Annotated in this window: 25 protein-coding genes; 14 read left to right on the forward strand and 11 right to left on the reverse strand. The window is 70.2% G+C overall.

Going from position 1 to position 25,211, the window contains the following annotated elements; translation table 11 throughout:
* The first annotated feature begins 81 nt into the window (after window positions 1-81).
* Genes LRM40_RS08475 through LRM40_RS08485 form a run of 3 tightly spaced genes read left to right on the forward strand, consistent with a single transcriptional unit; the run spans window position 82 to window position 4,333 of the window.
* Window positions 82-2,715, forward strand: a complete 2,634-nt coding sequence (locus LRM40_RS08475) for a circularly permuted type 2 ATP-grasp protein (RefSeq protein ID WP_151123901.1) — start codon at window positions 82-84, stop codon at window positions 2,713-2,715.
* Window positions 2,712-3,701, forward strand: a complete 990-nt coding sequence (locus LRM40_RS08480; RefSeq protein WP_151123900.1) for a transglutaminase family protein — start codon at window positions 2,712-2,714, stop codon at window positions 3,699-3,701. Before LRM40_RS08475 ends, LRM40_RS08480 begins: the two co-directional genes overlap by 4 nt.
* On the forward strand, window positions 3,698-4,333 hold the full coding sequence (locus tag LRM40_RS08485; protein ID WP_231067798.1) for a hypothetical protein: 636 nt from the start codon (window positions 3,698-3,700) through the stop codon (window positions 4,331-4,333). The genes LRM40_RS08480 and LRM40_RS08485 overlap by 4 nt, the downstream gene beginning before the upstream one ends.
* Window positions 4,334-4,338: 5 nt before the next feature.
* Here LRM40_RS08485 and LRM40_RS08490 read toward each other — a convergent pair whose 3' ends face one another.
* Entirely contained in the window at window positions 4,339-5,325 is a 987-nt protein-coding gene (locus LRM40_RS08490) for a helix-turn-helix domain-containing protein (RefSeq protein ID WP_170288853.1), read from the reverse strand.
* Window positions 5,326-5,502: 177 nt separating this feature from the next.
* On the opposite strand from LRM40_RS08490, the gene eat reads away from it, so the two are divergent.
* Genes eat through eutC form a run of 3 tightly spaced genes read left to right on the forward strand, consistent with a single transcriptional unit; the run spans window position 5,503 to window position 9,077 of the window.
* Window positions 5,503-6,897, forward strand: coding sequence for an ethanolamine permease (gene eat, locus LRM40_RS08495; RefSeq protein WP_151123897.1), 1,395 nt, complete (start codon window positions 5,503-5,505; stop codon window positions 6,895-6,897).
* Between the two features lie 16 nt (window positions 6,898-6,913).
* Entirely contained in the window at window positions 6,914-8,305 is a 1,392-nt protein-coding gene (locus tag LRM40_RS08500) for an ethanolamine ammonia-lyase subunit EutB (protein WP_151123896.1), read from the forward strand.
* Between the two features lies 1 nt (window position 8,306).
* Window positions 8,307-9,077, forward strand: coding sequence for an ethanolamine ammonia-lyase subunit EutC (gene eutC, locus LRM40_RS08505; RefSeq protein ID WP_151123895.1), 771 nt, complete (start codon window positions 8,307-8,309; stop codon window positions 9,075-9,077).
* 6 nt (window positions 9,078-9,083) lie between these two features.
* Here the strand turns inward: eutC and LRM40_RS08510 are convergent, their stop codons facing one another.
* From LRM40_RS08510 to LRM40_RS08525, 4 genes are all read right to left on the reverse strand, one after another.
* Window positions 9,084-9,665 (reverse strand): GNAT family N-acetyltransferase, encoded by a 582-nt coding sequence (locus tag LRM40_RS08510; protein WP_151123894.1) that lies wholly within the window; start codon window positions 9,663-9,665, stop codon window positions 9,084-9,086.
* Window positions 9,666-9,692: 27 nt separating this feature from the next.
* Complete coding sequence (locus LRM40_RS08515) at window positions 9,693-10,037, reverse strand: hypothetical protein (protein ID WP_151123893.1); 345 nt, start codon at window positions 10,035-10,037, stop codon at window positions 9,693-9,695.
* Window positions 10,038-10,067: 30 nt separating this feature from the next.
* Window positions 10,068-12,194, reverse strand: coding sequence for an FUSC family protein (locus tag LRM40_RS08520; RefSeq protein WP_170288852.1), 2,127 nt, complete (start codon window positions 12,192-12,194; stop codon window positions 10,068-10,070).
* A gap of 68 nt (window positions 12,195-12,262) precedes the next feature.
* Window positions 12,263-13,945 carry an electron transfer flavoprotein-ubiquinone oxidoreductase gene (locus LRM40_RS08525; protein WP_151123891.1) on the reverse strand — a complete coding sequence of 561 codons (1,683 nt, stop codon included), beginning with the start codon at window positions 13,943-13,945 and terminating at the stop codon, window positions 12,263-12,265.
* Between the two features lie 303 nt (window positions 13,946-14,248).
* Between LRM40_RS08525 and LRM40_RS08530 the strand changes: the two genes are divergently transcribed.
* Genes LRM40_RS08530 through LRM40_RS08540 form a run of 3 tightly spaced genes read left to right on the forward strand, consistent with a single transcriptional unit; the run spans window position 14,249 to window position 16,131 of the window.
* The gene (locus LRM40_RS08530) at window positions 14,249-15,031 is read left to right on the forward strand and encodes an SDR family oxidoreductase (protein WP_151123890.1); all 783 of its coding nucleotides are present in this window, start codon (window positions 14,249-14,251) and stop codon (window positions 15,029-15,031) included.
* Window positions 15,015-15,710, forward strand: a complete 696-nt coding sequence (locus tag LRM40_RS08535) for a YceH family protein (protein WP_151123889.1) — start codon at window positions 15,015-15,017, stop codon at window positions 15,708-15,710. Before LRM40_RS08530 ends, LRM40_RS08535 begins: the two co-directional genes overlap by 17 nt.
* On the forward strand, window positions 15,700-16,131 hold the full coding sequence (locus tag LRM40_RS08540; protein WP_151123888.1) for an acyl-CoA thioesterase: 432 nt from the start codon (window positions 15,700-15,702) through the stop codon (window positions 16,129-16,131). Before LRM40_RS08535 ends, LRM40_RS08540 begins: the two co-directional genes overlap by 11 nt.
* 37 nt (window positions 16,132-16,168) lie before the next feature.
* On the opposite strand, the gene LRM40_RS08545 is transcribed toward LRM40_RS08540, so the two are convergent.
* Window positions 16,169-16,720 carry a PAS and helix-turn-helix domain-containing protein gene (locus LRM40_RS08545; protein WP_022980991.1) on the reverse strand — a complete coding sequence of 184 codons (552 nt, stop codon included), beginning with the start codon at window positions 16,718-16,720 and terminating at the stop codon, window positions 16,169-16,171.
* A 109-nt stretch (window positions 16,721-16,829) separates the two neighbouring features.
* Here LRM40_RS08545 and LRM40_RS08550 point away from each other — a divergent pair, with 109 nt between their 5' ends.
* From LRM40_RS08550 to LRM40_RS08565, 4 genes are all read left to right on the forward strand, one after another.
* The gene (locus tag LRM40_RS08550; RefSeq protein ID WP_022980990.1) at window positions 16,830-17,528 is read left to right on the forward strand and encodes a CoA transferase subunit A; all 699 of its coding nucleotides are present in this window, start codon (window positions 16,830-16,832) and stop codon (window positions 17,526-17,528) included.
* 19 nt (window positions 17,529-17,547) lie between these two features.
* On the forward strand, window positions 17,548-18,186 hold the full coding sequence (locus tag LRM40_RS08555) for a CoA transferase subunit B (protein ID WP_151123887.1): 639 nt from the start codon (window positions 17,548-17,550) through the stop codon (window positions 18,184-18,186).
* 173 nt (window positions 18,187-18,359) lie between these two features.
* The gene (locus LRM40_RS08560; RefSeq protein ID WP_151123886.1) at window positions 18,360-18,797 is read left to right on the forward strand and encodes an Hsp20/alpha crystallin family protein; all 438 of its coding nucleotides are present in this window, start codon (window positions 18,360-18,362) and stop codon (window positions 18,795-18,797) included.
* A 110-nt stretch (window positions 18,798-18,907) separates the two neighbouring features.
* Complete coding sequence (locus tag LRM40_RS08565) at window positions 18,908-19,999, forward strand: S1C family serine protease (RefSeq protein ID WP_151123885.1); 1,092 nt, start codon at window positions 18,908-18,910, stop codon at window positions 19,997-19,999.
* Window positions 20,000-20,033: 34 nt separating this feature from the next.
* Here the strand turns inward: LRM40_RS08565 and LRM40_RS08570 are convergent, their stop codons facing one another.
* The 3 genes from LRM40_RS08570 to LRM40_RS08580 form a co-directional block, all read right to left on the reverse strand.
* Window positions 20,034-20,471: a hypothetical protein gene (locus LRM40_RS08570; RefSeq protein ID WP_151123884.1), complete on the reverse strand. Its 438-nt coding sequence runs from the start codon at window positions 20,469-20,471 to the stop codon at window positions 20,034-20,036.
* 229 nt (window positions 20,472-20,700) lie between these two features.
* Complete coding sequence (locus LRM40_RS08575) at window positions 20,701-21,153, reverse strand: LapA family protein (RefSeq protein WP_151123883.1); 453 nt, start codon at window positions 21,151-21,153, stop codon at window positions 20,701-20,703.
* 92 nt (window positions 21,154-21,245) lie between these two features.
* The gene (locus tag LRM40_RS08580) at window positions 21,246-22,478 is read right to left on the reverse strand and encodes a YbfB/YjiJ family MFS transporter (RefSeq protein WP_151123882.1); all 1,233 of its coding nucleotides are present in this window, start codon (window positions 22,476-22,478) and stop codon (window positions 21,246-21,248) included.
* Window positions 22,479-22,536: 58 nt separating this feature from the next.
* On the opposite strand from LRM40_RS08580, the gene LRM40_RS08585 reads away from it, so the two are divergent.
* Complete coding sequence (locus LRM40_RS08585; RefSeq protein ID WP_151123881.1) at window positions 22,537-23,355, forward strand: AraC family transcriptional regulator; 819 nt, start codon at window positions 22,537-22,539, stop codon at window positions 23,353-23,355.
* Window positions 23,356-23,361: 6 nt separating this feature from the next.
* On the opposite strand, the gene LRM40_RS08590 is transcribed toward LRM40_RS08585, so the two are convergent.
* Entirely contained in the window at window positions 23,362-23,907 is a 546-nt protein-coding gene (locus LRM40_RS08590) for an NADPH-dependent FMN reductase (protein WP_151123880.1), read from the reverse strand.
* An 87-nt stretch (window positions 23,908-23,994) separates the two neighbouring features.
* Window positions 23,995-25,209, reverse strand: coding sequence for an efflux RND transporter periplasmic adaptor subunit (locus LRM40_RS21455; protein ID WP_151123879.1), 1,215 nt, complete (start codon window positions 25,207-25,209; stop codon window positions 23,995-23,997).
* Window positions 25,210-25,211: the final 2 nt, after the last annotated feature.

Genomic DNA, 25,211 nt, shown 5'->3' on the forward strand with positions numbered 1-25,211 from the left:
GTGATGTTTCCGTGACACATGACCGAGCGGGATGGGCCACCCCCGAGCCCGGGCGTTGGCCCGGCAAGGCATGATCGCGGGATGTCTTCCGGAGTTCCCGCCATCGTTCCCCTGCCGCCGCAGCAGACCAGCCTGCTGTCGGACGAACCCCTCGACCCCGTGGCCCTGGCCCACGGGGCCGTGCAGCGCGGCGACGACGGGCACTTCGACGAGCTGACGGGGCGGCTCAACGAGGGGGCGGCGCCCGCAGGCGCCCTGACCCCGATCTGGCAGCGCTTCTTCACCTCCACCGGGGTCCAGGGGTGGCAGGATCTGCCCCACCGGCTGGACCGTCTGCGCCACCGCGTGCGGGAGGACGGCGCCACCTACAACGTCTACGACGACCCGGATCAGCCCACGCGCCCCTGGCCGCTGGAGCTGCTGCCCATGCTCATCGGCCCCGGGGACTGGGCGGCCATCGAGCAAGGTGTGGCCCAGCGGGCCCGTTTGCTCAACGCCGCCATGGCCGACATCTACGGCCAGCGCAGCCTGCTGGACCTGGGGCTGCTGCCGGCCTCGCTGGTGCTGGGGCATCCGCAGTACCTGCGTGCGCTGCACGGGGCCAAGCCCCCGGGGGGCGTGCATCTGCATGTGGCGGCCTTCGACCTGTCCCGCGGGCCGGATGGCAGCTGGCGCGTGCTGCAGCAGCGCACGCAGGCCCCCTCCGGCCTCGGCTACCTGATCGAGAACCGGCTGATCGTCTCGCAGCAGCTGCCCGAGGCCTTCCGCGACCTGCACGTGCAGCGCCTGGCGGGCAGCTTCCAGACCCTGATGGAAGGGCTGATGCGCATCTCGCCCGCGGGCGAAACCTCCCGCGCGGTGCTGCTCACACCGGGGCCGCACAACGAGACCTATTTCGAGCATGTCTTCCTGGCCCGCTACCTCGGCATCACCCTGGTGGAGGGCGGCGACCTGACGGTGCGGGCCAACCGGCTCTACCTGAAGACCCTGCGCGGGCTGGAGCGGGTTCACATCCTGCTGCGACGGGTGGATGACGAATACCTGGACCCGCTGGAGCTGCGTCCCGACTCCGCGCTGGGCATTCCCGGCCTGGTGCAGGCTTTGCGGGCCGGCGAGGTGGTGGTGGCCAACGCCCCCGGTGCCGGCTGGCTGGAGAGCCCGGGCCTGGCCGCCTTCTGGCCCGGTGTGGCGCGCCACCTGCTGGACGAGGAACTGCTGCTGCCCAGTGCCACCAGCTGGTGGTGTGGCGAGCAGACGGTCTGGGACAGGCACAAGAGTCGGCTGGAGGAGTTCGTGGTGGCGCCCACCTTCCCGGCCAGCGACACCACGCACAGCTTCGCACCGGTGCTGGCGGCCACCCAGGCGCCCAGCGCCCGCGCCAGCCTGGCCGGCCGCATCGAGGCCGATCCGGCGGCCCATACCCTGCAGGCCCGCAGCCGCCCCTCGGAGATGCCGGTGTGGCACGAGGGCCGGCTGGAGCCGCGCCCGGCCGTGGTCCGCGTCTTCGCCATTGCGGACGGGCAAGGCGGCTGGCAGGTGCTGCCCGGCGGCATGACCCGGGTGGCCACCCGGCGCGAAGCGCTGCACGACCCCTGGCTGTCCATGCAGCGTGGCAGCGCCAGCGCCGACACCTGGGTGCTGACCGAGGGGCCGGTGGACCCGACGTCCCTGCTGCCCAAGCCGCTGAGCGCCACCGATCTCTCGCGGATGCACCGCAGCGTGACCAGCCGCTCGGCCGAGAACCTGTTCTGGCTGGGCCGCTACACCGAGCGGGCCGAAAATTCGGTGCGCCTGGCCCGCCTGACCCTGGAATCGCTCTCCGGTGCCGCGCTGCACGAGGCCTCTCCCGCCGTGCTGGCGGTGCTGGACCAACTGGCCCGACGCCATGGCCTGGCGGGCGACAGCGTGCCCTCGCCGCTGCAGTCGCAGCGGGTGTTCGAGCGTTCGCTGATTCATGCGCTGGGCGACACGCGGGGGGCCACCAGCGTGGCCTTCAACCTGCAGGCCCTGCAGGGCTGTGCCCAGGCCCTGCGCGAACGGCTGTCGCCGGAGCACTGGCAGCTCATCCGCGAGGTGGGTGAACAGTTCCAGGGGCGGCTGTCGGCCATCTTCGGGTCGGCCTCCACCGACCCGGTCACCGAAGTCATCGATGCCCTGACGCAGGCCGACGGCCATCTGGCGGCGATCACCGGCGGCCAGACCGATCGCATGACCCGCGACGATGGCTGGCGCCTGCTCAGCGTGGGGCGTCAGCTGGAGCGCCTGGATTTCCTATCGCACGCCATGGCCTGCAGCTTCGAGCACGGCCTGCACCGCTGCGACGACGGCTTTGCGCTGATGCTGGGCCTCTTTGATTCCACCATCACCTACCGGGCCCATTTCCAGGCCCGGCGCGAAGTGCCTCCCCTGCTGCACCTGCTGGTGTTCGACACCGACAACCCCCGTTCCCTGGCCTGGGTGGGCCGCACCATGCGCGAGCGCCTGCTGAAACTGGCCCGCCATGAGCCCGACTGGGCACAGGAGGTGGTGGAGAAGCTGCCGCGCCCCGAACAGTGGTCGCTGGAGGCGCTCAGCGCCGACGTGGGTGACCATGCCCACGCCGCCTTGGTCGAGGTCCTGCAGGCCTGCAGCGTGCAGGCGCAGGAGGTGTCCGATGCCATCGGCCGCAAGCTGTTCTCCCATGTGGGGCCGGTGGACCGCATGGTGTGGCAATGACGGCCCTGCGCTGGCTGCGGGTGCAGCACGACACCCACTACGACTACGATGCTCCGGTGGAACTGGCCCACCACGTGGCCTACCTGGCGCCGCGGGCCACCGCGGTTCAGCAGGTGCGCGGCTGGACGCTGAGCATCGATCCGCTGCCCGACGAATGGCTGCCGCTGCAGGAGGGCGCCGAGGAGCCTTCGGCCCTGCAGGCGGGGCTGGCGCTGCCGGCGGCCCAGCACAGCCTGGACAGCTGGGGCAACCAGCGGCTGACCTTCAGCCATTCCCGCGTGCACGAGCGGCTGACGGTGCGCTCCACCTTCGAGGCCGGCTTGGCCGAACCTGTGATGCCGGACACCGGCCGCAGCCCGGCCTGGGAGGAGGTGGCCGAATCCCTGCGCTACCACGCGGGGGCGGCGCACTCCGAGGCGGTGGAGTTCACCCTGCCGTCGCAGTTCGTGCCGCGTTCGGCCCAGCTGGCCGCCTTCGGCCGGCTGGCCTTCACGCCTGGACGCAGCGTGCTCGAGGGTGCGCTGGCCCTGATGAACCTGGTGCATGAGCGCTTCGAGTACCAGCCACAGGCCACCTCGGTCAACACCCGGGCGACCGAGGCGCTGAGCCTGTCGCGCGGGGTCTGCCAGGATTTCGCCCACGTGATGATCGGGGCGTGTCGCTCGCTGGGCCTGGCGGCCCGCTACGTCAGCGGCTACCTGCTGACCCAGCCACCGCCAGGGCAGCCCCGGCTCATCGGCGCGGATGCCTCCCACGCCTGGGCGGCCGTCTGGTGCCCGGACAATGGTTGGCTGGCGCTGGACCCGACCAACAACGTGCCGGTGGGGCTGGACCATGTCACCCTGGCCTGGGGGCGGGACTATGCCGACGTGGCGCCGCTGCGCGGCGTCATCCGCGGCGGAGGCCGGGCCTTGCCGCGGGTGGCCGTGACGGTGGCCCCGCTGGATGAACTGCCGCTGCTGCGCAGCGTGCCGAAGGAGACATGATGGACGGGGGGCTGGCGCGGCGCGCCTGGCTGGCGGCGGTGAGTCTGGCAGGCATGGGCCTGTCAGCCGCGACCTCGGCGGCAGAAGATCTGCAGCGGCTGGCCCAGTGGGACTTCGCCCGACCCGGCGCGGACCGCCCCTGGCGCACCACGGGCCAGCCGGCTTCGGCGGCCAAGGCCCGCATCGACGGGGGGCTGCTGGCGCTGGACGCGCAGGTGTACGACACACCGGCGGGGCAGCCCGCCTGCCCGCTGGCGGCCGCCGAGGTGGTGCTGGGCGATGCCCGCCTGCGCAAGGGCCAGTTCTCCAGACTGGCCATCGACATCGAGGTGAAGCGCTGGGCACTGGGGCTGGGGCGCTTCGACGACGACGTGCCCCGCCTTGAACTGGTCTACCGCGGCCAGCGCCATCAGCTCGGGCTCTCGGGCTTCAAGGCCATGCCCGGCACGGTGCGGGTGGAGTGGACGGCGGCCGCCGGTCTGGTGGCCAGCTACGACGGCGTGCGCAGCGCGCGGCCCGGCAAGGCCACGCCGGATGCCGGGCCACCGCTGCTGAGGCTGTGGATCGATGGCTGCTCCGAGGGCATGGCCCAGTCGTTGCGCATCGCCCGCATCACCCTCTGGGGGCGCTGAGCCGATCAGTGCAGGGCGGCGGGGCCGCCGTGCAGGCGGCGCCAGGTCTGCGAGGGCAGTTCATCGTAGAGCGCCCGGTAGTCCTGTGCGAACAGGCCCAGGTGCCAGAAACCCCATTGGGTGGCGGCTTCGGCCACGGAACGGGCCTCCTTCAGGGCGCGGCGCGCGCCGGCCAGACGCACGGTGCGCAGGAAGGCCGCCGGCGCCAGGCCGGTCACCTGCTGGAAGGCGGCCTGCAGGGTGCGCCGGCTCACGCCCAGGGCCTGGCACAGCGTGGCCACGGTGTGGGGTGTTTCGGGGTCGTCGCGCACGAAGGCCTGGGCGCGGGCCACCAACTGGGCCGCCCGGTGGGGGGCCGTGGGCGTCAGACTGCCCGGCAGCAGGGCCAGCACGTTGGACATCAGGGCCTGCTGCAACTGGGTGCAGGCCCGTTCGTCGTCCTGCCGCGCGGGCAGGGCGGTGATGAGCGCCAGGGCACCGCTCAACTGCTCCTGCAGTGCGCGCAGGCCGGCGGGATCGGCACGATGCAGGCCGGCCTGCGAGGCCAGGCGCCCCAGGGCAGGGTGGTCTTCCTCGGTGGCCAGGGCCAGCAACTCGTCCAGCGGCAGGTCCAGGCCCGCCATCGACAGCCCTTCTGGCGTCATGAACTCGAAGCCGTCGGCGCCGCTGAAGCTGCAGAAGTGCGCCTCCCGGGCCGGCCCCTGCCAGTCGGTGTGGCCGCAGAAGCTGACCGGCCCCCGGCCCAGCGACAGGGGCACCCCCAGGGCCAGGCGGTCGGCCGGACGCGCACCACGCTGCAGCAGACGGCGGCTGGTGTCCTCCACAAACAGGTGCATCCGCGCCAGCCGTGCCTCGACGAAGCGGCCCTCGAAGGCGCCCGATGACAGCTGCACATAGTCTTGCTGCCAGCCCTGCAGCAGGGTGGCCTGCTCGTCCACATCGTGGGAGGAGCGCTGCAACAGCAGGGGGCGCGGGACGAGGGCGTGGCTCATGGCGTGATGCGGGAATGTGGTGCGGTGCTTGCAAACCATGTGCCACGGCAGGCAGGCGGCGAGCCGCTCCACCACGCGCTGCCCGACTTGCTGATTTGCGGCTTGCCGATTTGCGATAGACCGCCCCGGCCCGGATGCGGACCATCACGCCATTGCATCGAGCGAGGAGTGAACGCAATGAGTCAACCTGGGCAACTGAAGCCGGCGCTCAACGCCTGGCACCTGTGGGGCCTGGCCGTCGGCCTGGTCATCTCCGGCGAGTACTTCGGCTGGAGCTACGGCTGGGCCAGCGCCGGCACGCTGGGCTTCCTGGTGGCCACCATCCTGGTGGCGGCCATGTACACCACCTTCATCTTCAGCTTCACCGAGCTGACCACCGCCATCCCGCATGCGGGCGGCCCATTCGCCTATGCCGAGCGCGCCTTCGGCCCCACCGGCGGCTTCATCGCCGGCTTCGCCACGCTGGTGGAATTCGTCTTCGCGCCGCCCGCCATCGCGCTGGCCATCGGCGCCTACCTGAATGTGCAGTTCCCGGCGCTGGACCCGAAGTGGGTGGCGGTGGGGGCCTATGGGGTCTTCATGGCGCTCAACATCGTCGGCGTGAAGACGGCGGCCACCTTCGAACTCTTCGTCACCATCCTGGCCATCTTCGAGCTGCTGGTCTTCATGGGTGTGGTTTCGCCGGGCTTCTCGGTGGCCAACTTCGTGGCCAAGGGCTGGGCCGGCTCGGACACCTTCAGCCCCGCGGCCTGGTCGGGCATCTTCGCGGCCATCCCGTTCGCGATCTGGTTTTTCCTGGCCATCGAAGGCGTGGCCATGGCGGCCGAGGAGGCCAAGCACCCGCACCGCACCATCCCGCGCGCCTACATCGGTGGCATCCTGACCCTGGTGGTCCTGGCCCTGGGCGTGATGTTCCTGGCCGGCGGCGCCGGCGACTGGAACAAGCTCTCCAACATCAACGATCCGCTGCCGCAGGCCATGAAGATGATCGTGGGTGAGCACAGCGGCTGGCTGCACATGCTGGTGTGGATCGGGCTGTTCGGCCTGATCGCCTCCTTCCACGGCATCATCCTGGGCTACTCGCGCCAGATCTTCGCGCTGGCCCGCTCGGGCTACCTGCCGGGCCTCCTGGCGGCGGTGCACCCGCGCTTCGGCACCCCGTGGGTGGGGGTGCTGGCCGGTGGCGTGGTGGGCATCCTGGCCATCTTCAGCGACCAGTGGATCGTGATCGGCGGCCAGCCGCTGACGGCCAACATCGTCACCATGTCGGTGCTGGGCGCCATCGTCATGTACATCATGTCCATGGCCAGCCTGTTCGTGCTGCGCCGCAAGGAACCGGGCCTGACGCGTCCTTTCCCGGCCATCGGCTACCCCGTGCTGCCGGCCATCGCCCTGGTGCTGGCGGTGGGCTGCCTGATCACCATGGTCTGGTTCAACACCCTGCTGAGCGCCATCTTCCTGGGCGCCATGGCGGTGGCCTGGGTGTACTTCCACTTCTTCACCGCCCAGCGCCGCGCCGCGGTGGCCGAGCTGACCGTGGTCAGCGTCGAGGTGGTGCAGACCCAGGGCTGAGCGGATACTGGCTGGCATGGCATACACCCACACCCTGGGCGGGCAGGTCTGGTCCTTTGCCGACCTGAAGACCCTGCTCGCCAAGGCCAGCCCGCTGCGCTCGGGCGATGTGCTGGCCGGCTTGGCGGCCAGCACCGCCGCCGAGCGCATGGCCGCCCGCATGGCGCTGGCCGAGCTGCCGCTGCGCACCTTTCTGAACGAGGCGCTGATCCCGTACGAGGAAGACGAGGTGACGCGCCTCATCCAGGACCGGCATGACGAGGCGGCCTTCGCCGAGATCGCCCATCTCACCGTGGGCGATTTCCGCGACTGGTTGCTGATCCAGGCGGTGGCGCCCGACGGCGAGGCGGCGCTGACCCGGGTGCGCGCCGGCATCACGCCCGAGATGGCAGCGGCCGTCAGCAAGCTGATGCGCAACCAGGACCTGATCCTGGTCGCCCGGCGCTGCCGGGTCATCACCCGCTTTCGCAACACCCTGGGTCTGCCGGGGCGCATGGCCATGCGCCTGCAGCCCAACCACCCGACCGATGACGCCCGCGGCATCGCCATCTCCACGCTGGACGGCTTGCTCTACGGCGTGGGCGATGCGGTCATCGGCATCAACCCGGCCGGTGACGGCCTGGGCCCGCTGACCGGGCTGATGCAGCTGATGGACGAGGTGATCCGGCGTTTCGAGATTCCGACCCAGTCCTGCGTGCTCACCCATGTCACCAACCAGATCAAGGCGATGGAGCAGGGCGCGCCGGTGGACCTGGTGTTCCAGTCCATTGCCGGCACCGAGGCGGCCAACCGCAGCTTCGGCATCGACCTGGCGGTGCTGCGCGAGGCCCGCGAAGCCGCCCTGAGCCTGAAGCGCGGCACGCTGGGCGACAACGTCATGTATTTCGAGACGGGGCAGGGCTCGGCCCTGTCGGCCAACGCCCACCATGGCGTGGACCAGCAGACCTGCGAGGCCCGCGCCTACGGCGTGGCCCGGGCCTTCGAGCCGATGATCTGCAACACCGTCGTCGGCTTCATCGGGCCGGAATACCTCTACGACGGCAAGCAGATCATCCGCGCCGGGCTGGAGGACCACTTCTGCGGCAAGCTGCTGGGCCTGCCCATCGGCTGCGACGTCTGCTACACCAACCATGCCGAGGCCGACTCGGACGACATGGACACGCTGATGACCCTGCTGGGCGCGGCCGGCGTGACCTTCCTGATCGGCGTGCCAGGGGCGGACGATGTGATGCTCAACTACCAGAGCACCTCCTTCCACGACGCGCTGATGCTGCGCCAGGTGCTGGGCTTGAAGCGCGCCCCGGAGTTCGAGGCCTGGCTGCAGCGCATGGGTTTGACCGATGACGCCGGCCAGCTGCTGCCGGTGACGCCCGCACACCCGCTGCTGCAGCATTTCGGAGGGTTTTGAGATGGCCAACGATCTCGTGCGTCCCGACCCCTGGGCCGGTCTGCGCGCCCAGACCCCTGCCCGGGTGGGCCTGGGCCGTGCGGGCGGCAGCCTGCCCACGCGCGAACTGCTGGCCTTTGGCGCGGCCCATGCCCAGGCCCGCGACGCGGTGCACCTTCCGCTGGATGTGCCGGCCCTGGTGGCGCGCCTGGCCGCGCTGGGCGGCCCGCCGGTGCTCACGGTGCAGAGTGCGGCACCTGACCGCGCCACCTACCTGCTGCGACCGGACCTGGGGCGCCGACTGTCCAGCGAAAGCGCCCAGGCGCTGGACGAACGGCGTGCTGCCCCATGCGATCTGCTGCTGGTGATCGGTGATGGCCTCTCGGCCGCCGCCATCGAGCGACAGGCGGTGCCGCTGGTCGAGGAACTGCTGGTTCGACGGCCGGAGGGTTGGACCCTGGGCCCGCTGGTGGTGGCCACCCAGGCCCGCGTGGCTCTGGGCGACGACATCGGCGCCCGTCTGGGCGCGGCGCAGGTGGCGATGTTGATCGGCGAGCGGCCGGGGCTCAGCTCGCCGGACAGCCTGGGCATCTATCTGACCCACGCCCCGCGCATGGGCCGCAGCGACGCCGAGCGCAACTGTCTGTCCAATGTGCGCCCCGAGGGCCTGGCCCCGGCCGAAGCCGCCCGCAAGCTGTGGTGGCTGGCCGAAGCCGCGCGCACGCTGCAACTGACGGGGGTGGGGCTGAAAGACCGCAGCGATGAGAGGTCCTTGTCCGGGGTGGGCGACTGAAACGAGTCAGACCGGCTTCAACCTCACCACCGGTCGCTCCGGCTTGCGCCGGGCGACCTCGGTGAAGCCGGCTTCGGTGTAAAGAGAGGCTGGCCCGAACCAGAGGTTGTCGTCTTCCAGCGGGCCCGGCTTGTCCACCGGGTAGGCCTCCAGCGTCACGCCGCGCCGATGGGCCTCCTGCATGGCTGCCGCCAACAGGGCACGGGCTACGCCCCGCCCACGGTGTGTGGGCCGCACGACGAAGCAGATCACCGACCAGACCGGCTGCTCGTCCACCGGTTTCATGACTGGTGAGCGGGCCAGCTTGGCGTAGTCCTCGCGGGGGCCGAAGGACAGCCAGCCCACCGCCTGCGAGCCCTCGTAGGCCAAGATCCCAGTGAAGACACCGGCGTCCACCAGGGCCTGGAACGCGTCGCGGTTCACGTCGGCCTTGCGTTGCCCCGGCGGGACAACCGGTTCTCCGCTGCGGCGGTAGTACATGCACCAGCAGGTTCGCGCCTGGGCGCAGCCCCTGGCCCGGAAGAGGTCTTCCAGGTCGGACCAGGTCTCGGGTGTCAGGGCGGCGGTTCGCAGGAGCTGGGCAGTCATGTCGCCATGCTGCCAGTGCGGACCGCTTCAGGCCAGAGGGGGCTTGCCGGAGCCGATGCGGACGGCCTGGATCAGGGCCGTGGCGGCCATTTCCGCATTCAAAGCGGTTTCCAGCGGTGCGCGGCACAGGCCGGCCTGGTTGTAGTGCAGGTTCTCGTAGACGGTCGCGGCGGCGGGGAAGGCCTGCAACAGCCGGTCGAGCGCCTCGTCCATGGCCAGCGGCTCCAGTTGATGGGCCAGTTGCTGCACCACCTGACGGTATTGCGCAGGGCTGACACTCAGCGGCTGCGCGTCCAACCGCTGCAGCAGCGCCGCCATCTCGGCCACGGCCTTCAGGCGTTGGGGAAGTACGAGCACATGTGAGGTGTCCATGGCCCCAAGCTGCGGACGTTCATGAGGATTTCAAGCCCTGCGACGCACGGCCCGAGCAGCGCGGGCCAGTTCGTGATTGACGTGGGCCACGCGGCAGGCGGCCAGTTCGGCCAGCGTCAGGCGCCGCAGCAGCCACTGGTTGAAGTCCGCGCTGGGCTGGGCCTGGGGCGGCGCGGGCCAGGTCTGCGGCAGTTCCTCTTCCAGGTGGCTGCGCAGGATGCGGGCGATTTCGGCACCGTGGGCCTGCAGGGCCGGTTCCACCTGGCGCCGATCGAGTTCCGCCTGCCGGTAGCTCAGCAGACGCCGGATGCCCGAGAGCTGGGCCAGCAGCACATGGCACTGTGCCAACAGGCCGGCCAGGGTGCGCAGGGGCAGGCGGACTGCTTCGGGCTCCACCGCGGTGCGCCGCGCGGCCAGGGCCAGGGCGCCGATGGCGTCATAGGCCTGGCGCCGGGCCAGTCGCATCGGCAGCTCGGACCGCGCCACCTCGGGCCAGCGCAGGCCCTCTTCGGTCAAGGCGGCCAGTGCACGCCGTGCCCGCTGGGCCAGCATGGGGATGCTGCGGTATTCCCACCACGGAAACAGGTAGCTGGCGCCCCAGGCCAGGGCGGCGCCCAGCACCGTGTCCAGCAGGCGTTCGGTCACGCCAAAGCCGCCTTCCGGCGCCATCAGATGGGCCTGCAGCAGGGCCATGATGGTGGCAGCCGTGGCAGTGATCATGTAGCGCCGGTTGACGAAGGCATGGGCGGTGCCGGCCGCGAGCAGGAAGATGACATCGCTCAGCGCCGTGACATGCGTGACCGCCAGAACCATCACCAGCAGACAGCCCAGCAGGGTGCCCAGGATCCGGGCATCCCGGCGCGACAGGGTCTGTTCCAGGTTGCCGCGCAGCACCACCGCCACGCTCAGCACCAGCCAGTTGGGGTGCGAGGCCCAGGGCAGCCAGAGGGCCAGCGCATAGGCTGCCGTCAGGGCCAAGGCGCTGCGCACCGCGTGCCTCAGGATGGGAGAGTGCCAGTGCAACTGCGACGCCAGGGAGGCCAGGGGCCAGCCCTCGGCGCTGATGAAACGCAGCAACTCGTCGCGTGGCGGCAGGGTCTGGCCCGAGCCCTCGACCAGCGCGGCCCGCAGCCGGGCCAGATCCTTGAGCAGGTGCTCGCCCCGTCCCAGCAGGATGTGCCCCAGCCGGTTCGGCGCCAGCCCCTCCCACTGGCCCAGGCTGTAGCGCAGCCGGGCCTGCAGCGCCTCCACCTCGACCGGCGGTGGCGGCTCGGCCCGTTCCAGGGCCAGGGCCTGACGGGCCAGCGCGTCGCCCAAGGAGCCGAGCCATTCCCCCAGGGCCACTCGCGTCGCCTGGGAGGTGTCTTCCTTGCCCAGCCCGGCCAGGTCCAGCTCGCTCACCATCAGCGCATCGCGCAACTCGATGGCCTGGAGCAAGGCATCGCTCAGGCGCAGGGCGGCCGGCCGGTGCTGTGCCTCGAACAGCAGGTCACGGGCGGCCTGGATCTGCTCGTCCAGCGCGGCCTGGTGGATGATCCAGTGGGTGAGGGCGGTCTGGGCGTCCGGGGTGTCCGTGGCCGGCAGCGCGAGCAACTGGCCGCGTGCACGCAGCAGCTCACCCAGGGCCCGGAAGGCCGAGGCCACGGCCAGTTGCCGCAGCCGGGGCTGCACACGCCGTGACGTCCAGCCGGCCCAGGCCCAGTACAGCGTCGCGCCTGCCAGGGTCCACAGGGCGTGGTGAGCGATCTCGCGGACATCGGCCGTGGGCGGATGGGCCAGCGAGAACACCAGGGCCAGGATGGGCACGAAGGACAGCGGGCCGGCCCGCGCTCCCCAGGCCATGGCCATGGCCGAGACACCACCGATCAGCGCCACCAGCAAGGCCAGAGCCAACGGGTGGGTGCTCAGGCTCAGCGCGAGAACGCTGGCCAGGGTGCCCACCAGGGCGCCGGTGGCCACGCGCAAGCGGGTGCGGGCCGGTGCCAGCGGTGTGTCCGGCAGGCTGGTGAAGATGGCGCCCGAGACGGCCGCCACGGCGGCCACGGACCCACCCAGGGCCCAGCACACCAGATGCACCAGCCCCAGGCCCAGGACGACCGACAGGCCATTGATGCCATGGGCCGGCAGGGCCAGGCTCCAGCGACGCAGAAACGACATGGCGCGCATTCTCACCGAGTGCGCGCCATGGTTGGGAGGGGCGATTCCCCTCGGGGAGCAGGCCGGGCTTACATGCCCGCGTAGTTCGGGCCGCCGCCGCCTTCCGGGGTGACCCAGACGATGTTCTGGGTCGGGTCCTTGATGTCGCAGGTCTTGCAGTGCACGCAGTTCTGGGCGTTGATCACCAACTGGTCGGCACCGTCCTTGTTGACGAACTCGTAGACGCCGGCCGGGCAGTAGCGGCTTTCGGGGCCGGCGAACTTGGCCAGGTTCACCTTCACCGGCACCGAGGCGTCCTTCAGCGTCAGGTGGGCCGGCTGGTTCTCTTCATGGTTGGTGTTGCTGATGAACACCGAGGAGAGCCGGTCGAAGGTCAGCTTGCCATCGGGCTTGGGGTAGTCGATCTTGGGGCAGTCGGCCGCTGGCTTGAGGTACAGATGGTCGGCCTGCTGGCGGTGGATCGTCCAGGGCGGCACGGTGATGCCCAGCTTGGGCAGCAGCCACTGCTCGATGCCGGTCATCAGCGTGCCGATGGTGTTGCCCTTCTTGAACCACTGCTTGAAGTTCTTGGCCCGCATCAGCTCGGTGTGCAACCAGCTCTGCTCGAAGGCCACCGGGTAGTCGCCCAGCTCGTCCTGGGCGCGGCCGGCCTGCAGGGCGTTGAAGGCGGCTTCAGCGGCCAGCATGCCGGTCTTGATGGCCGCGTGGCTGCCCTTGATGCGCGAGGCGTTCAGCGTGCCGGCATCGCAGCCCACCAGGGCGCCGCCGGGGAAGACCAGCTTGGGCAGGGACAGGATGCCGCCGGCGGTGATGGCGCGTGCGCCATAGCCCAGGCGCTTGCCGCCCTCGATGTGCTTGCGGATGGACGGGTGGGTCTTCCAGCGCTGCATCTCCTCGAAGGGCGACAGCCAGGGGTTCTTGTAGTCCAGGCCGACCACATAGCCCAGCGTGACCTTGTTGCCTTCGAGGTGGTAGAGGAAGCCGCCACCGTAGGTGTCGCTGTCCATCGGCCAGCCGGCGGTGTGCACCACCAGGCCCGGCTTGGCCTGGGCCGCCGGCACTTCCCACAGCTCCTTGATGCCGATGGCGTAGCTCTGCGGGTCGCGGCCGTGGTCCAGCTGGTACTTGGCGATCAGCTGCTTGCCCAGGTGGCCGCGGGCGCCCTCGGCGAAGATGGTGTACTTGCCCAGCAGTTCCATGCCCAGCTGGAAGTTCTCGGTGGGCTCACCGTCCTTGCCGATGCCCATGTTGCCGGTGGCCACGCCCTTGACGCGGCCCTGCTCGTCGTAGACGACTTCGGCGGCCGAGAAGCCGGGGAAGATCTCCACGCCCAGGGCCTCGGCCTGCTCGCCCAGCCACTTGGTGACCGCGCCCAGGCTGATGACGTAGTTGCCCTGGTTGTGGAAGCACTCTGGCAGCAGGCCGTGCGGGGTCTGCTTGGCGCCGGTCTCCGACAGGAACAGCACCTCGTCCTCGGTGACGGGTTGGTTCAGCGGCGCGCCCAGTTCCTGCCAGTTCGGGAACAGCTCGGTGATGGCCTTGGGGTCCATCACGGCGCCCGACAGGATGTGCGCGCCGGGCTCGGAACCCTTTTCCAGCACCACGACGTTGACCTCGGTGCCCTTTTCGGCGGCCAGTTGCTTCAGGCGGATCGCGGTGGACAGCCCGGCCGGGCCACCGCCGACGATCACCACGTCGTATTCCATCGATTCGCGGGGGCCGTATTGGGCAAGAAGCTCGGCGGAAGTCATGGTCTGTCCTTGGGTGGGATATGAATTGTTGTCAGCACCCCGGCCTTCTAGGTCGAACCCGGGGTGCTTGTCTGCGCAGGGATTCTAGCGATTTGTACGTGAAAATAGCACGAACGTTCGTTTCTGAAAATACGGACAGTTCCGGGGCGTCTGTGCTGGTGCTGTCAGGGCGCTGATGACAGACAGGCGTGCTATTGTTTCCTCAGCAGACGACACAGGTTTTCGCTGCAGACAGGGCCACCTGGGTCGCCGAAAGTCTCTCTCCATCACCAGTTCCAGCACGGGCCTGTGCCCGCTTCATCCATGAGCTACAACATTGATCTTTCGGGCCGTGTGGCCCTCGTGACCGGCGCTTCCAGCGGGCTGGGCGCGCAGTTCGCCAAGACGCTGGCGCGTTCGGGTGCTGCCGTGGTGCTGGCCGGCCGCCGCATCGACCGTCTCAAGGATCTGCGTGCCGAGATCGAGGGTTCCGGCGGCGACGCCCACGTGGTCAAGCTGGACGTGACCGATGTGGACAGCATCAAGTCGGCCGTGGCCCATGCCGAGACCGAGACCGGCACGCTGGACATCCTGGTCAACAACTCGGGCGTGAGCACCACGCAGAAGCTGACCGAGGTCGGCCCCGACGACTACGACTACGTGATGAACACCAATGCCCGCGGCGCCTTCTTCGTCGCGCAGGAGGTGGCCAAGCGCATGATCGCCCGCTCGCGCGGTGCCGCACCGGGCACCTTCACCGGCGGTCGCATCGTCAACATCGCGTCGATGGCCGGTCTGCGGCCGCTCGGCCAGATCGGCGTCTACGCCATGAGCAAGGCGGCCGTGGTGCACATGACCAAGGTGATGGCGCTGGAATGGGGCCGCTACGGCATCAACGTCAACGCCATCTGCCCGGGCTACATCGACACCGAGATCAACCACCGCCACTGGTCCACCGATGCGGGCCAGAAGCTGATCCAGATGCTGCCGCGCAAGCGCGTGGGCCAGCCGCAGGATCTGGACGCGGTGCTGATGATGCTCTGCGCCAACGAGAGCCACTTCATCAACGGCGCCGTGGTGCAGGCCGACGATGGATTCGGACTTTGAGCCGCTGAGCCCCGCCCAGGCGCGGGTGCTGGGCGTGCTGGTGGAGAAGCAGCACACCGTGCCCGACAGCTACCCGCTGTCGCTCAATGCGCTGGTGGCCGGCTGCAACCAGAAGACCGCCCGCCAGCCCGTGATGGAGCTGGACGAACCCACGGCGTTGCAGGCCCTGGATGAGCTCAAGCGCCGCCATCTGGTGGTGGAGGTCAGCGGCAGCCGCGTGCTGCGCTTCGACCACAACATGGCCCGTGGCCTGAGCGTGCCCGGGCAGGCGGTGGCCCTGCTGACCATGCTGATGCTGCGCGGCCCGCAGACGGCGGCCGAACTGCGGCTGAACTGCGAGCGCCTGCATCGCTTTGCCGACATCTCCTCGGTCGAAGCCTTCCTGGACGAATTGGCCGGCAAGACGCCGCCGCGGGCGATCAAGCTCGCGCGTGCGCCCGGTGAGCGCGAGGCCCGCTGGGCCCACCTGCTGTGCGGGGAACCGGCGCAGCCGGCCGAAGGGCGTGCGCCGGCCGCGATCCCTGCGGACGGGGCTGTCCTGGACGAGTTGCGAGCCGAACTGAACCGTCAGGCGGCGGAACTGGCTGCGTTGCGGACCGAACTGGCCCAACTGCGCACCCAACTGAAGAATGAACTGGGGCTGAGCGCCCCCACCCCCGAGACTCCCGATGCGATTTGAACTGCCCGCCGAGAAGACCTTGGTCTTCGACATGGTGCTGCCCATGCGCTGGGGCGACATGGACGCCTACGGCCACATCAACAACACCGTCTACTTCCGCTACTTCGAGAGCCTGCGGGTGGACTGGCTGCTGAGCCAGGGGCGCCCCCTGCAGGATGGCGGCATGGGGCCCGTGGTGGTCAACGCCTTCTGCAGCTACCTGCGCCAGGTGACCTATCCGGGCGAACTGCGGGCGCGGCTTTACGTGGGCCAGCAGGGCCGCAGCAGCATGGAGACCTTCTTCACGCTGGAGCGCACTGACGAGCCGGGTGTGACCTGCGCCGAAGGGGGCGCGACCATGGTGTGGATGGACTTCGCGACCGGCCGCTCCGCCCCGATGCCGGACTGGCTGCGCCAGGCGGCCTGTCCCGCGGCGGACTGACCCATCCGCGGATGGCCCGCCACGCCAGTGGCGTGGCTCAGCTTTCGCCGGCCAGCAGCCGGTGCACCAGCTCGGCGGTGGTACCGGCGTTCATCTTGCGCATCAGCCGGGCGCGGTACACATCCACCGTGCGCGGGCTGATGTCGAGCTTGCGGCCGATCTCCTTGCTGGTCAGGCCGTCCACCAGCAGCGCGGCGATCTCCCGCTCGCGGCCGGTGAAGTCCACCTTCAGCACCCGGCGGGCCGACAGATCCTGGAAGCTCCAGACGCCCGCGGCGTGCGGATCCTCCGGGTCCAGCGCGCGGCCGGCCACATGGCACCAGAACAGCTCGCCGTTGGCCCGGCGCATCACCCGGTCGTCGGCGTAGCGGCCCTGTTCGTCCAGCGCGGCCAGGATGCGGTCGCCGGTGCGCTCGAACTCGGCGGCGCTGGGGTAGAGCACTTCGAAGGACTGGCCGATCAGCTGCTCGCGCTCGGCTTCGAAGATGGTCAGCAATTGCCGGTTGCAGTCGACGATCAGGCGGTTGCGCGACATGACCATCCCGATCGGGGCCATCTCGAAGGCGGTTCGGTAATCCAGTTCCAGCATGGCGGCGAAGCTTAGCTGGTTCGGCCTTACTGAATTTTGCGTAACGACTACTTAATGCGTTACGTAGTACGCTGAGGGCATCCCCTGAAACCCGCCTGGAGGCGACCCGATGAACAAGATCTACCCGAGCGCGGCGGCTGCGCTCGACGGCATCATCCACGACGGCCAACTGCTGGCGGTGGGTGGTTTTGGCCTGTGCGGCATTCCCGAGGCGCTGATCGACGCGCTGCAGGCCACCGGCAAGAAGGACTTCACCGTGGTGTCCAACAACGCCGGGGTCGATGGCTTCGGCCTGGGCAAGCTGCTGGCCACCCGGCAGATCAAGAAGATGATCTCCAGCTATGTGGGCGAGAACAAGGAGTTCGAGCGCCAGTACCTGAGCGGCGAGCTTGAGCTGGAATTCACCCCGCAGGGCACCCTGGCCGAGCGCCTGCGCGCCGGTGGCGCCGGCATCCCGGCCTTCTTCACCCGCACCGGCGTGGGCACCATCGTGGCCGACGGCAAGCCCACGCAGGAGTTCGACGGCAAGACCTACGTGATGGAGCGCGGCATCGTGCCCGAGGTCTCACTCGTCAAGGCCTACATGGCCGACACCAGCGGCAACCTGCGCTTCCGCCGCACCGCGCGCAACTTCAACCCCAACGTGGCCATGGCCGGCAAGATCACCGTGGTGGAGGTGGAGAAGATCGTCGAGAAGGGCGCCATCGACCCGGACGACGTGCACCTGCCGGGCATCTTCGTGCACCGCATCGTGCTGAACGCCACCCCCGAGAAGCGCATCGAGCAGCGCACCACCCGCAAGGCCTGAGCCGCAAAGGAGAACGAACATGGCATGGACCCGTGACGAGATGGCGGCCCGCGCGGCCAAGGAGCTGCAGGACGGCTTCTACGTGAACCTGGGCATCGGCCTGCCCACGCTGGTGGCCAACCACGTGCCCGCGGGCATGGAGGTGTGGCTGCAGAGCGAGAACGGCCTGCTGGGCATCGGCCCCTTCCCGACGGAAGAGGAGGTGGATGCCGACATGATCAACGCCGGCAAACAGACGGTGACCACGCTGCCCGGCTCGTCCATCTTCAGCAGCGCCGACAGCTTCGGCATGATCCGCGGCGGCAAGATCAACCTGGCCATCCTGGGGGCGATGCAGGTCAGCGAGAAGGGCGACCTGGCCAACTGGATGATCCCGGGCAAGATGGTCAAGGGCATGGGCGGCGCGATGGACCTGGTGGCCGGCGTGAAGAACGTCGTGGTGCTGATGGAGCACGTGGCCACCAAGAAGGACGGCACGACCGACCTGAAGATCCTGCCCGCCTGCACGCTGCCGCTGACCGGCCTGGGCGTGGTCGACCGCATCATCACCGACCTGTGCGTGCTGGACGTGACCCCGCACGGCCTGAAGGTGGTGGAACTGGCGCCGGGCGTGACGTTCGAGGAAGTGCAGGCCAAGACGGGCGTGCCGGTGCACTGACAGGACGCCGGGATCTCTCCTCAAGGGCCGCAAGGCCCTTTTTTCATGTGCGCCCGAGGGGTCTTGACGCCGGGCAAGGCGTCCCTACATAGGATTCATCACGATGCTGGCGTGCCGCTGCTGTGCTGGCAGGGCACCCCGTTCGGAATCGACAGTTTTGAAAGGAGATGCACATGGCCAATCTGCCCAACCTGCCTGTGAGCCGTACCAGCCTGTTCGATGAGTTCTTCCGCGACATGGCTCCGGGCTTCTTCGTCCGTCCGCTGCATGGCGATCCGCTGCCGCAGCAGATCAAGGTGGACGTCAAGGAGGACGCCGAGAACTTCGTGGTCCACGCCGAACTGCCGGGCGTGGCCAAGGAGGACATCCACGTGACCATCGACGGCCCCGTGGTGGCGCTGAGCGCCGAGGTCAAGCAACTCGACGAGCAGAAGCGCGACGAGCGCGTGCTGCGCAGCGAGCGCTATTTCGGGTCTGTCTCCCGCAGCTTCCAACTGCCGGTGGACATTGACGAGGCGCGGGCCAGCGCGAAGTACGATGCGGGCGTGCTCACCCTGACGCTGCCCAAGAAGGCTGCCACGCAGGGTGTGCGCAAGCTGCAGATCGACTGAGCATGACCACACCGGGCCGATGGAGCGTCGGCCCCGGACAGCGCGGGCTTCGGCCCGCGCTGTCGTCTTGTCCGTGAGCTGAACGCACTCCGCACGACGCCTCCCGCACCATGCGCCTTGTCCAGATCCAGACACTGCTTCTTCTGCTGACACTTTCGCTGGCCGGCCTGGCCGACCCGGCCCAGGCCCGGCCGGCGGCCGCACCTCGCGTCGTGGCTCCCCGCGGTGCCCTGGACGCGGAAGAGCAGAACAACATTGCCGTCTTCAAGAACGTGTCGCCCTCGGTGGTCAACATCACCGCGATGGGGTTGGAGCGGGACTTCCTCTCGCTGAACGTGCAGCAGGTGCCTCAGGGCACCGGCACCGGCTTCGTCTGGGATGCGCAGGGCCACATCGTCACCAACTTTCACGTCATCCAGGATGCCAATGCCGCCCGGGTGACCCTGGCCGACCAGTCCAGCTACAAGGCCGAGTTGGTGGGCGCCTTTCCGGACCGCGATCTGGCCGTGCTGCGCATCCAGGCTCCCGAGGCCAAGCTCAAGCCCGTGCCCCTGGGCACCAGCCGCGATCTGCAGGTCGGGCAGAAGGTCTATGCCATCGGCAACCCCTTCGGCCTGGACCAGTCGCTGACCACCGGCATCATCAGCGCGCTGGGCCGCGAGATCGAGTCGGTCACCCGTCGTCCGATCAAGGGCGCCATCCAGACCGATGCGGCCATCAACCCGGGCAACTCCGGCGGGCCGCTGCTCGATTCCGCAGGCCGGCTCATCGGCGTGAACACCGCCATCTACAGCCCCTCGGGGGCCAGCGCGGGCATCGGCTTCGCCATCCCGGTGGACGAGGTCAACCGCATCGTGCCGCGCCTGATCCGCGACGGTCGCATGGTGCGGCCGGCCTTGGGCGTGAGCACCGCGCCGCCGGAGTGGAACCGCGCCCTGGGCCTGCCCAAGGGCGTGGCGATCGTCCGGGTGCAGCGCCAGGGCCCGGCCGCGAAGGCCGGCTTCAAGTCCTTCAGCCGGGGGGAGGGCGGGGTGGTTCCTGGCGATGTCATCACCGCCATCAACGGCGAGCCGGTGGCCACGCTGGACGACATGCTCACCGCGCTGGAAAAGCTCCAGCCCGGTGACAGCTGCACCGTCACGCTCTGGCGCGCCGGTCAGACACGCCAGCAGCGGGTGACCCTGGCCGCCTCGGAGGACTGAGGCGGCCCTGCCCGGCCGCGGGCGGGCGCCGGGGTCAGGCGGCCAGGAACAGGTGGCTGATCGGCTGCACGGAAGCCCGTGCCATCTGCGCACCTTCCACGGCCTTGAGGCGCACCACCTGCTGGTGCAGCGTGGCATCCACCCCGCGCGGCAGGTTCAGCCCGTCGTGGGTGCAACGGATGGTGTCGGGCTCCACGCCCAGGGCCACCAGGCGCTCGGTCAGGTGGGCCAGCGCTTCGGACCGGGTTTCGTGGCAGTCCTGGGCACAGGAGCCCAGCACCAGGTAGTGGCGGCGGTCGGTACGCAGGGTGTCCTCCAGCCAATGGCGCAGTTCGTCCAGTTCGGCCAGGGTGAGTTCGTCCGGATCTTGAGGCAGGCGCAGCACGAACTCGTCGTCCAGGCGGATCGGGAGGGCCATGGCGTCGGCAGCGTGGCGCAGCGGGGTGCTTTGCGGGGCGGCGTTTCTGGTCATCGTGCAGTCTCCTGGGGTCGGCTGTAGAGGAAGAGGAACGAGACTCCATTCTAGATTTGGACAAATGCGAGTGCCCGTCGCAGCGCGCCTGGGCCCGTCACGAGGGAGGAGAAGGGGCGAGGGTGGCAGCGCAGCCAGAGCCGTGCGCACGCCCGAGGCCGGGTGTGCCAGAGGAATACCGCGTGGTGAAACGCCATCCCAAGGCCCCTGCCGCGGCGCAGGCGCGAATTCAGCCCAGGCGGGCCAGTGCGCGGTCCAGCTTGTCCTCCATCTCGGCCAGGTGGGCGCTGAGCTCGCGCACCGCCTCGTCCGACTTGGCCTGCAGGCGCTGCTCGGCCCCCTGGCGACCTTGCTCCAGCTGGGCCACCAGGGCTTCCAGGCGGGTCTGCAGCTCGGTGAAGCGCGAGGCCTCGGCCTGATCGGCCAGTTGCCGCTGGGCCTGCAGTTCCTTGGTGAAGCGGCGCGACTCCATCAGCAGGTAGGCCTGCTGGCTGACGATGTAGAACAGAAACAGACCCGAGATCACCACCGTGGCGCCCAGCAGGATCAGGCCCAGCGGGGCCTGCACCTCCATCAAGCCCAGGGACAGGGCCGACGGGGTGCTCAGCGCCTGCCAGTTCAGGGCGCAGAACAGACCCAGCAGGAACAGGGCGATCAACAGGGCGAGGGTGCGGGTCTTCATGGGAGTCCTTTCATCGGGGCCCCGGCACCGCGGGTGGGCGGTGCGGGGCGATCGGTCACCCTTGAGTATGCGCGCCGGTCGGCGCCTGTCTGTCAGACAGCGGCGCGTTCGGCCGCCAGCCGCCGCTGCTGACGGTCCAGCAGCACCAGCAGCACCATGCCCAGGGCCATCAGGCCCGCGGCCATCCACAACGCCCCCTGGTAGCTGCCGGTGCGCTGGGCGATCTGCCCGGCCACCGCCGGCGCCAGGATCTGGCCCGCGCCGTAGCTCAGCGTCAGCCGGGCCATGGCGCGCGCCGGGTTGGCGGGCTCGTGGCGGCCCACATAGGCCAGCGTCAGCCCGACGATGCCGATGAAGGTGGCCCCGTACAGCACCGCGCCCAGCAGGGCGGCGGCCAGGCCCTCGAAGAACAGCGGCAGCAGGAAGGAGACGATCTGCACCGCATAGGCCGCGAGCAGGGCACGCACATCGCCCGCGCGGCGGGCCAGGCGGTCCCACCAGAGGACGGCCGGCGCCGCGGCCAGGCCCACCACCACCCAGGTCAGGTTGCCACCGCCGGCCATGCCGGGCTGCCGCACGACGATGGCCACCAGGAAGGTGGCGCTGATCACATAGCCCACGCCCGCACAGAAGTAGGCCGCCGGCAGCAGCAGGCCCAGGCGGGGCGTGGTCGCCGCAGCAGGGCCCGCGGCGGCCGCAGGCGCTGGGGTGGCGGGCTTGGGCGCCGGGGCTGGCATCCAGTGCCAGGCCGGCACGGCCAGCAGCACGGTCAGCAGGCCCAGCGCCTGCCATTGGGCGGCCCAGTCCAGGTGGTGGGCCATCAGCATGGCGGCCACGCCCGACACGGCCAGGCCCAGGCCCAGGCCGATGAAGTGGATGCCCAGCTCCGGCCGGCGCCCGTGGGTGACCAGCCAGGCCAGCACCATGCCCGAGCCCAGCAGCATGCCGCCCACCGCCGCCACGCCGGCGATGAAGCGCAACAGGCCCCAGACCCACAACGACTGCGTCAGACCCATGCCGGCCGTGCCGATCACCCCGGCCACCAGGCACAGCCGGTACGCGGCAAAGCGCAGGCGCGGCTGGTGCAGCCAGGTGGCCACCCAGCAGCCCGCCATGTAGCCCGCGTAGTTCCACGAAGCCAGCCAGCCCCCGGCCGCGGCGCTCAGGCCGGCCTGGTCCTGCATGACGGGCAGCAGCGGGGTGTAGGCAAAGCGGGCCAGCCCCACGGTGAGCAGCAGGGCGCACACGCCCGCGGCCAGCACCTGCCAGGGCTGCAGCTCGCGTGGGGTGTGGGGGGAATGGGTCCGAGGGGCCGCCGTGTCCATGCCCCATTCTGAAAACCCCAGGCCTGTCTGTCTGTCGACGGAAGGACAATGACTGTCGATGAAACGACAAACACCGGCCCCCGCGCCCTGGCAGCCGCTGCAGCGTCCGGAAGACCAGGACGAGCCGCGCCCTCTGGCGCTGCGGGTGCAGTCGCTGCCGGCGCGCGGCTTCTTTGCCGAGCACACCCACCCCTGGCATCAGTTCGTCTATGCCAGCACCGGGGTGCTGACGGTGACCGCCGCCGGTCAGTGCTTCGTCATCGCGCCCCAGCAGGCGGTGTGGGTGCCCGCCGGGCTGCCGCACCGCACCGGCTCCTTGCTGGGGGCGGAATTCCGCAGCCTGTATGTGGCGCCCGAGGCGCTGCCCGGACCGCAGGGGCAGTGTGCGCTGTTGGCGGTCACGCCCTTTCTGCGGGCGCTCATCCTGGAGGCCGGCAGCCTCTCGCCCGAGGAGCGCGGCAGCGCGGATGCCCAGCACCTGTTCGCGCTGATCCTCTCGCGCCTGGCCCGCCTGCAGCCGCTGCCGGCGGCCTTGCCCTGGCCGGATTCACCCGGCCTCGCGCCCCTGTGCGAGGCGCTCTATGCCGACCCGGCCGATCCGCGGGATCTGGACAGCTGGGCCGCCCAGCTGCACCAGAGCGGCCGCACCCTGAGCCGGCGCTTCCAGCGCGAGACCGGCATGACCCTGCGCGCCTGGCGCCAGCGCCTGCGCCTGTTCAAGGCCGTGGAACTGCTGGCCGGTGGCCAGGACGTGACCCAGGTCGCCCTGGCGCTGGGCTATGCCAGCCCCTCGGCCTTCACCGCCATGTTCCACCAGGCCATGGGGCAGCGCCCCAGCGCCTACCGGCAGACGGTCGGTGCGGCCTCGGGCGGCTGAACGTCCTCAGCCCTGGGGCAGCGCAGCCCGCAGGGCCGCCATCTGCTGGGCCACCAGGCCACGCAGCTTCTCGTCCAGCAGGTTGCCTTCGCCATCGAAGGCGCCGGCAAAGGCGTTGGCGAACACCTCAGGCTTGTTCAGCGGGTGCAGGTCCAGGAACACGCAGACCTGGCGCATGTGGTACTGCGACCGCGAGCTGCCCATGCCGCCGCCCGCGCCCATCAGGGCCACCGGCTTGCCGGCCAGCAGGGCGTTGTTGGGCTCGCGCGAGGCCCAGTCCAGGATGTTCTTCAGCGCCGGGGCCAGCGAGTAGTTGTATTCGGTGCAGGCCAGCACCAGGGCGTCGGCCTGACCGATCTGGGCCAGCACGCGCTGCACGCTGGCCGGCTTCTCGGTGATGTCGGCGTTGTAGAAGGGGATGTCCGTCAGATCGGCAATCTCCATCGACACGCCCTCGGGCAGCGCGGCCTGCGCAGCGCGCAGCAGGCCGCGGTTGGTGGAGGCGCGGCGCAGGCTGCCGGCGATGCCGAGAAATCGGAGGGATGCGGTCATGGACGCTCCAGCAAGTCACCCGCGGGCTGCGGGTGTCGGGCCCATTCTGGCCCGGCTGGCCACGCTGTGCGTGCCTGCAGCGTCTGCTCAGGGGCTGTTGCGCGGGCTCACCCGGGCGCCGTCGCGCACCGCCTCGGGCGGGTAGATGATCACCGACTGGCCCGCCTGCACGCCGTCGCCCAGCCAGGCCTGCTGGGCATTGCGGCCCCGCAGGGTCACCGGGTGCAGCCGGGCACGGCCGCCGTCCAGCACGAACACGCCCCAGCCCGCCGCCGCACCGCCGTGGTCGGCCGGCAGGGGGAACAGCGCGCCCACCGGCACCGTCAGCACCCGCGCCTGCTGGCCGGTGATGATGCGCACGCCCACCCGGTAGCCGTCGCCCAGGGCCGCCCACTGCGCGGGCGGGCTGGTCAGGTCCATCAGCACGTTCACCCGCTGCTCCTCCACCCCCAGGGCCGACACCTTGGTGAAGCCGCCGGGCTCCACCAGCCGCACCTGGGCCTGCAGCGGCGCCGGGCCGCCCCAGCCCTCGATGCGCACCGGGCTGCCCGGGTGCACCTGCAGCGCGTCGGTGGTCAGCAGCTCGGCCAGCACCTCCAGGCGCCGGGTGTCGCCCAGTTCCAGCAGCGGGGTGCCCAGTGCCACCGTGGCCTCGCTGGTCTGGTGCACCTTCAGCACCCGACCGCTCACCGGCGCGCGCACCGCAAAAGGCTCGCCGGCTTCGGTCTGCCGGGCGGCCTGCAGTGCGGCACGGGCCTGTTCCCACTGGAAGCGGGCCGTTTCCTCGGCGGCTTGGGCGGCTTCGTGCTCGGCGCGGGCCTGTGCCGCGGCCAGGGCCTCGTTGTCCAGCTGGCTGGCCGAGACAAAGCCCTGGCCGGCCAGGTCCGCACTGCGGCGCAGCGCGTGCTCGGCCTGGCTCAGCCGGGCCTGGGCCGCCTGGGCCTGGTGGCGGGCCGACTGCAGCGCCGCCTGGGCCGCGGCCAGGGCGGCCTGCAGCTGGGCCCGGTCGCGCGCGCCCAGCAGCGGGCTGAGTGCCGGCTGCAGCGTGGCCAGCACCTGGCCGGCCTGCACGCTGTCGCCTTCTCGCCAGCTGATGCGCTGCAGCTGCCCGGCCAGCGGCGCCGCCACCACGAAGCGGTCGCGCAGGCGGGTGCGGCCGTCCTCGTCCACCGTGGTTTCGAAGGAGCCCAGGCGGGCCGCCGCCACTTCCACCTCCACCGGCCGGGGCCGGAAGGCCCAGCCCAGCAACACGGCGGCGGCCGCGGCCGCCAGGCTCAGGGTGATCCAGGAACGTCGTTGCATGG

The sequence above is a fragment of the Ideonella dechloratans genome (assembly GCF_021049305.1).
GTDB lineage: Bacteria > Pseudomonadota > Gammaproteobacteria > Burkholderiales > Burkholderiaceae_C > Ideonella > Ideonella dechloratans.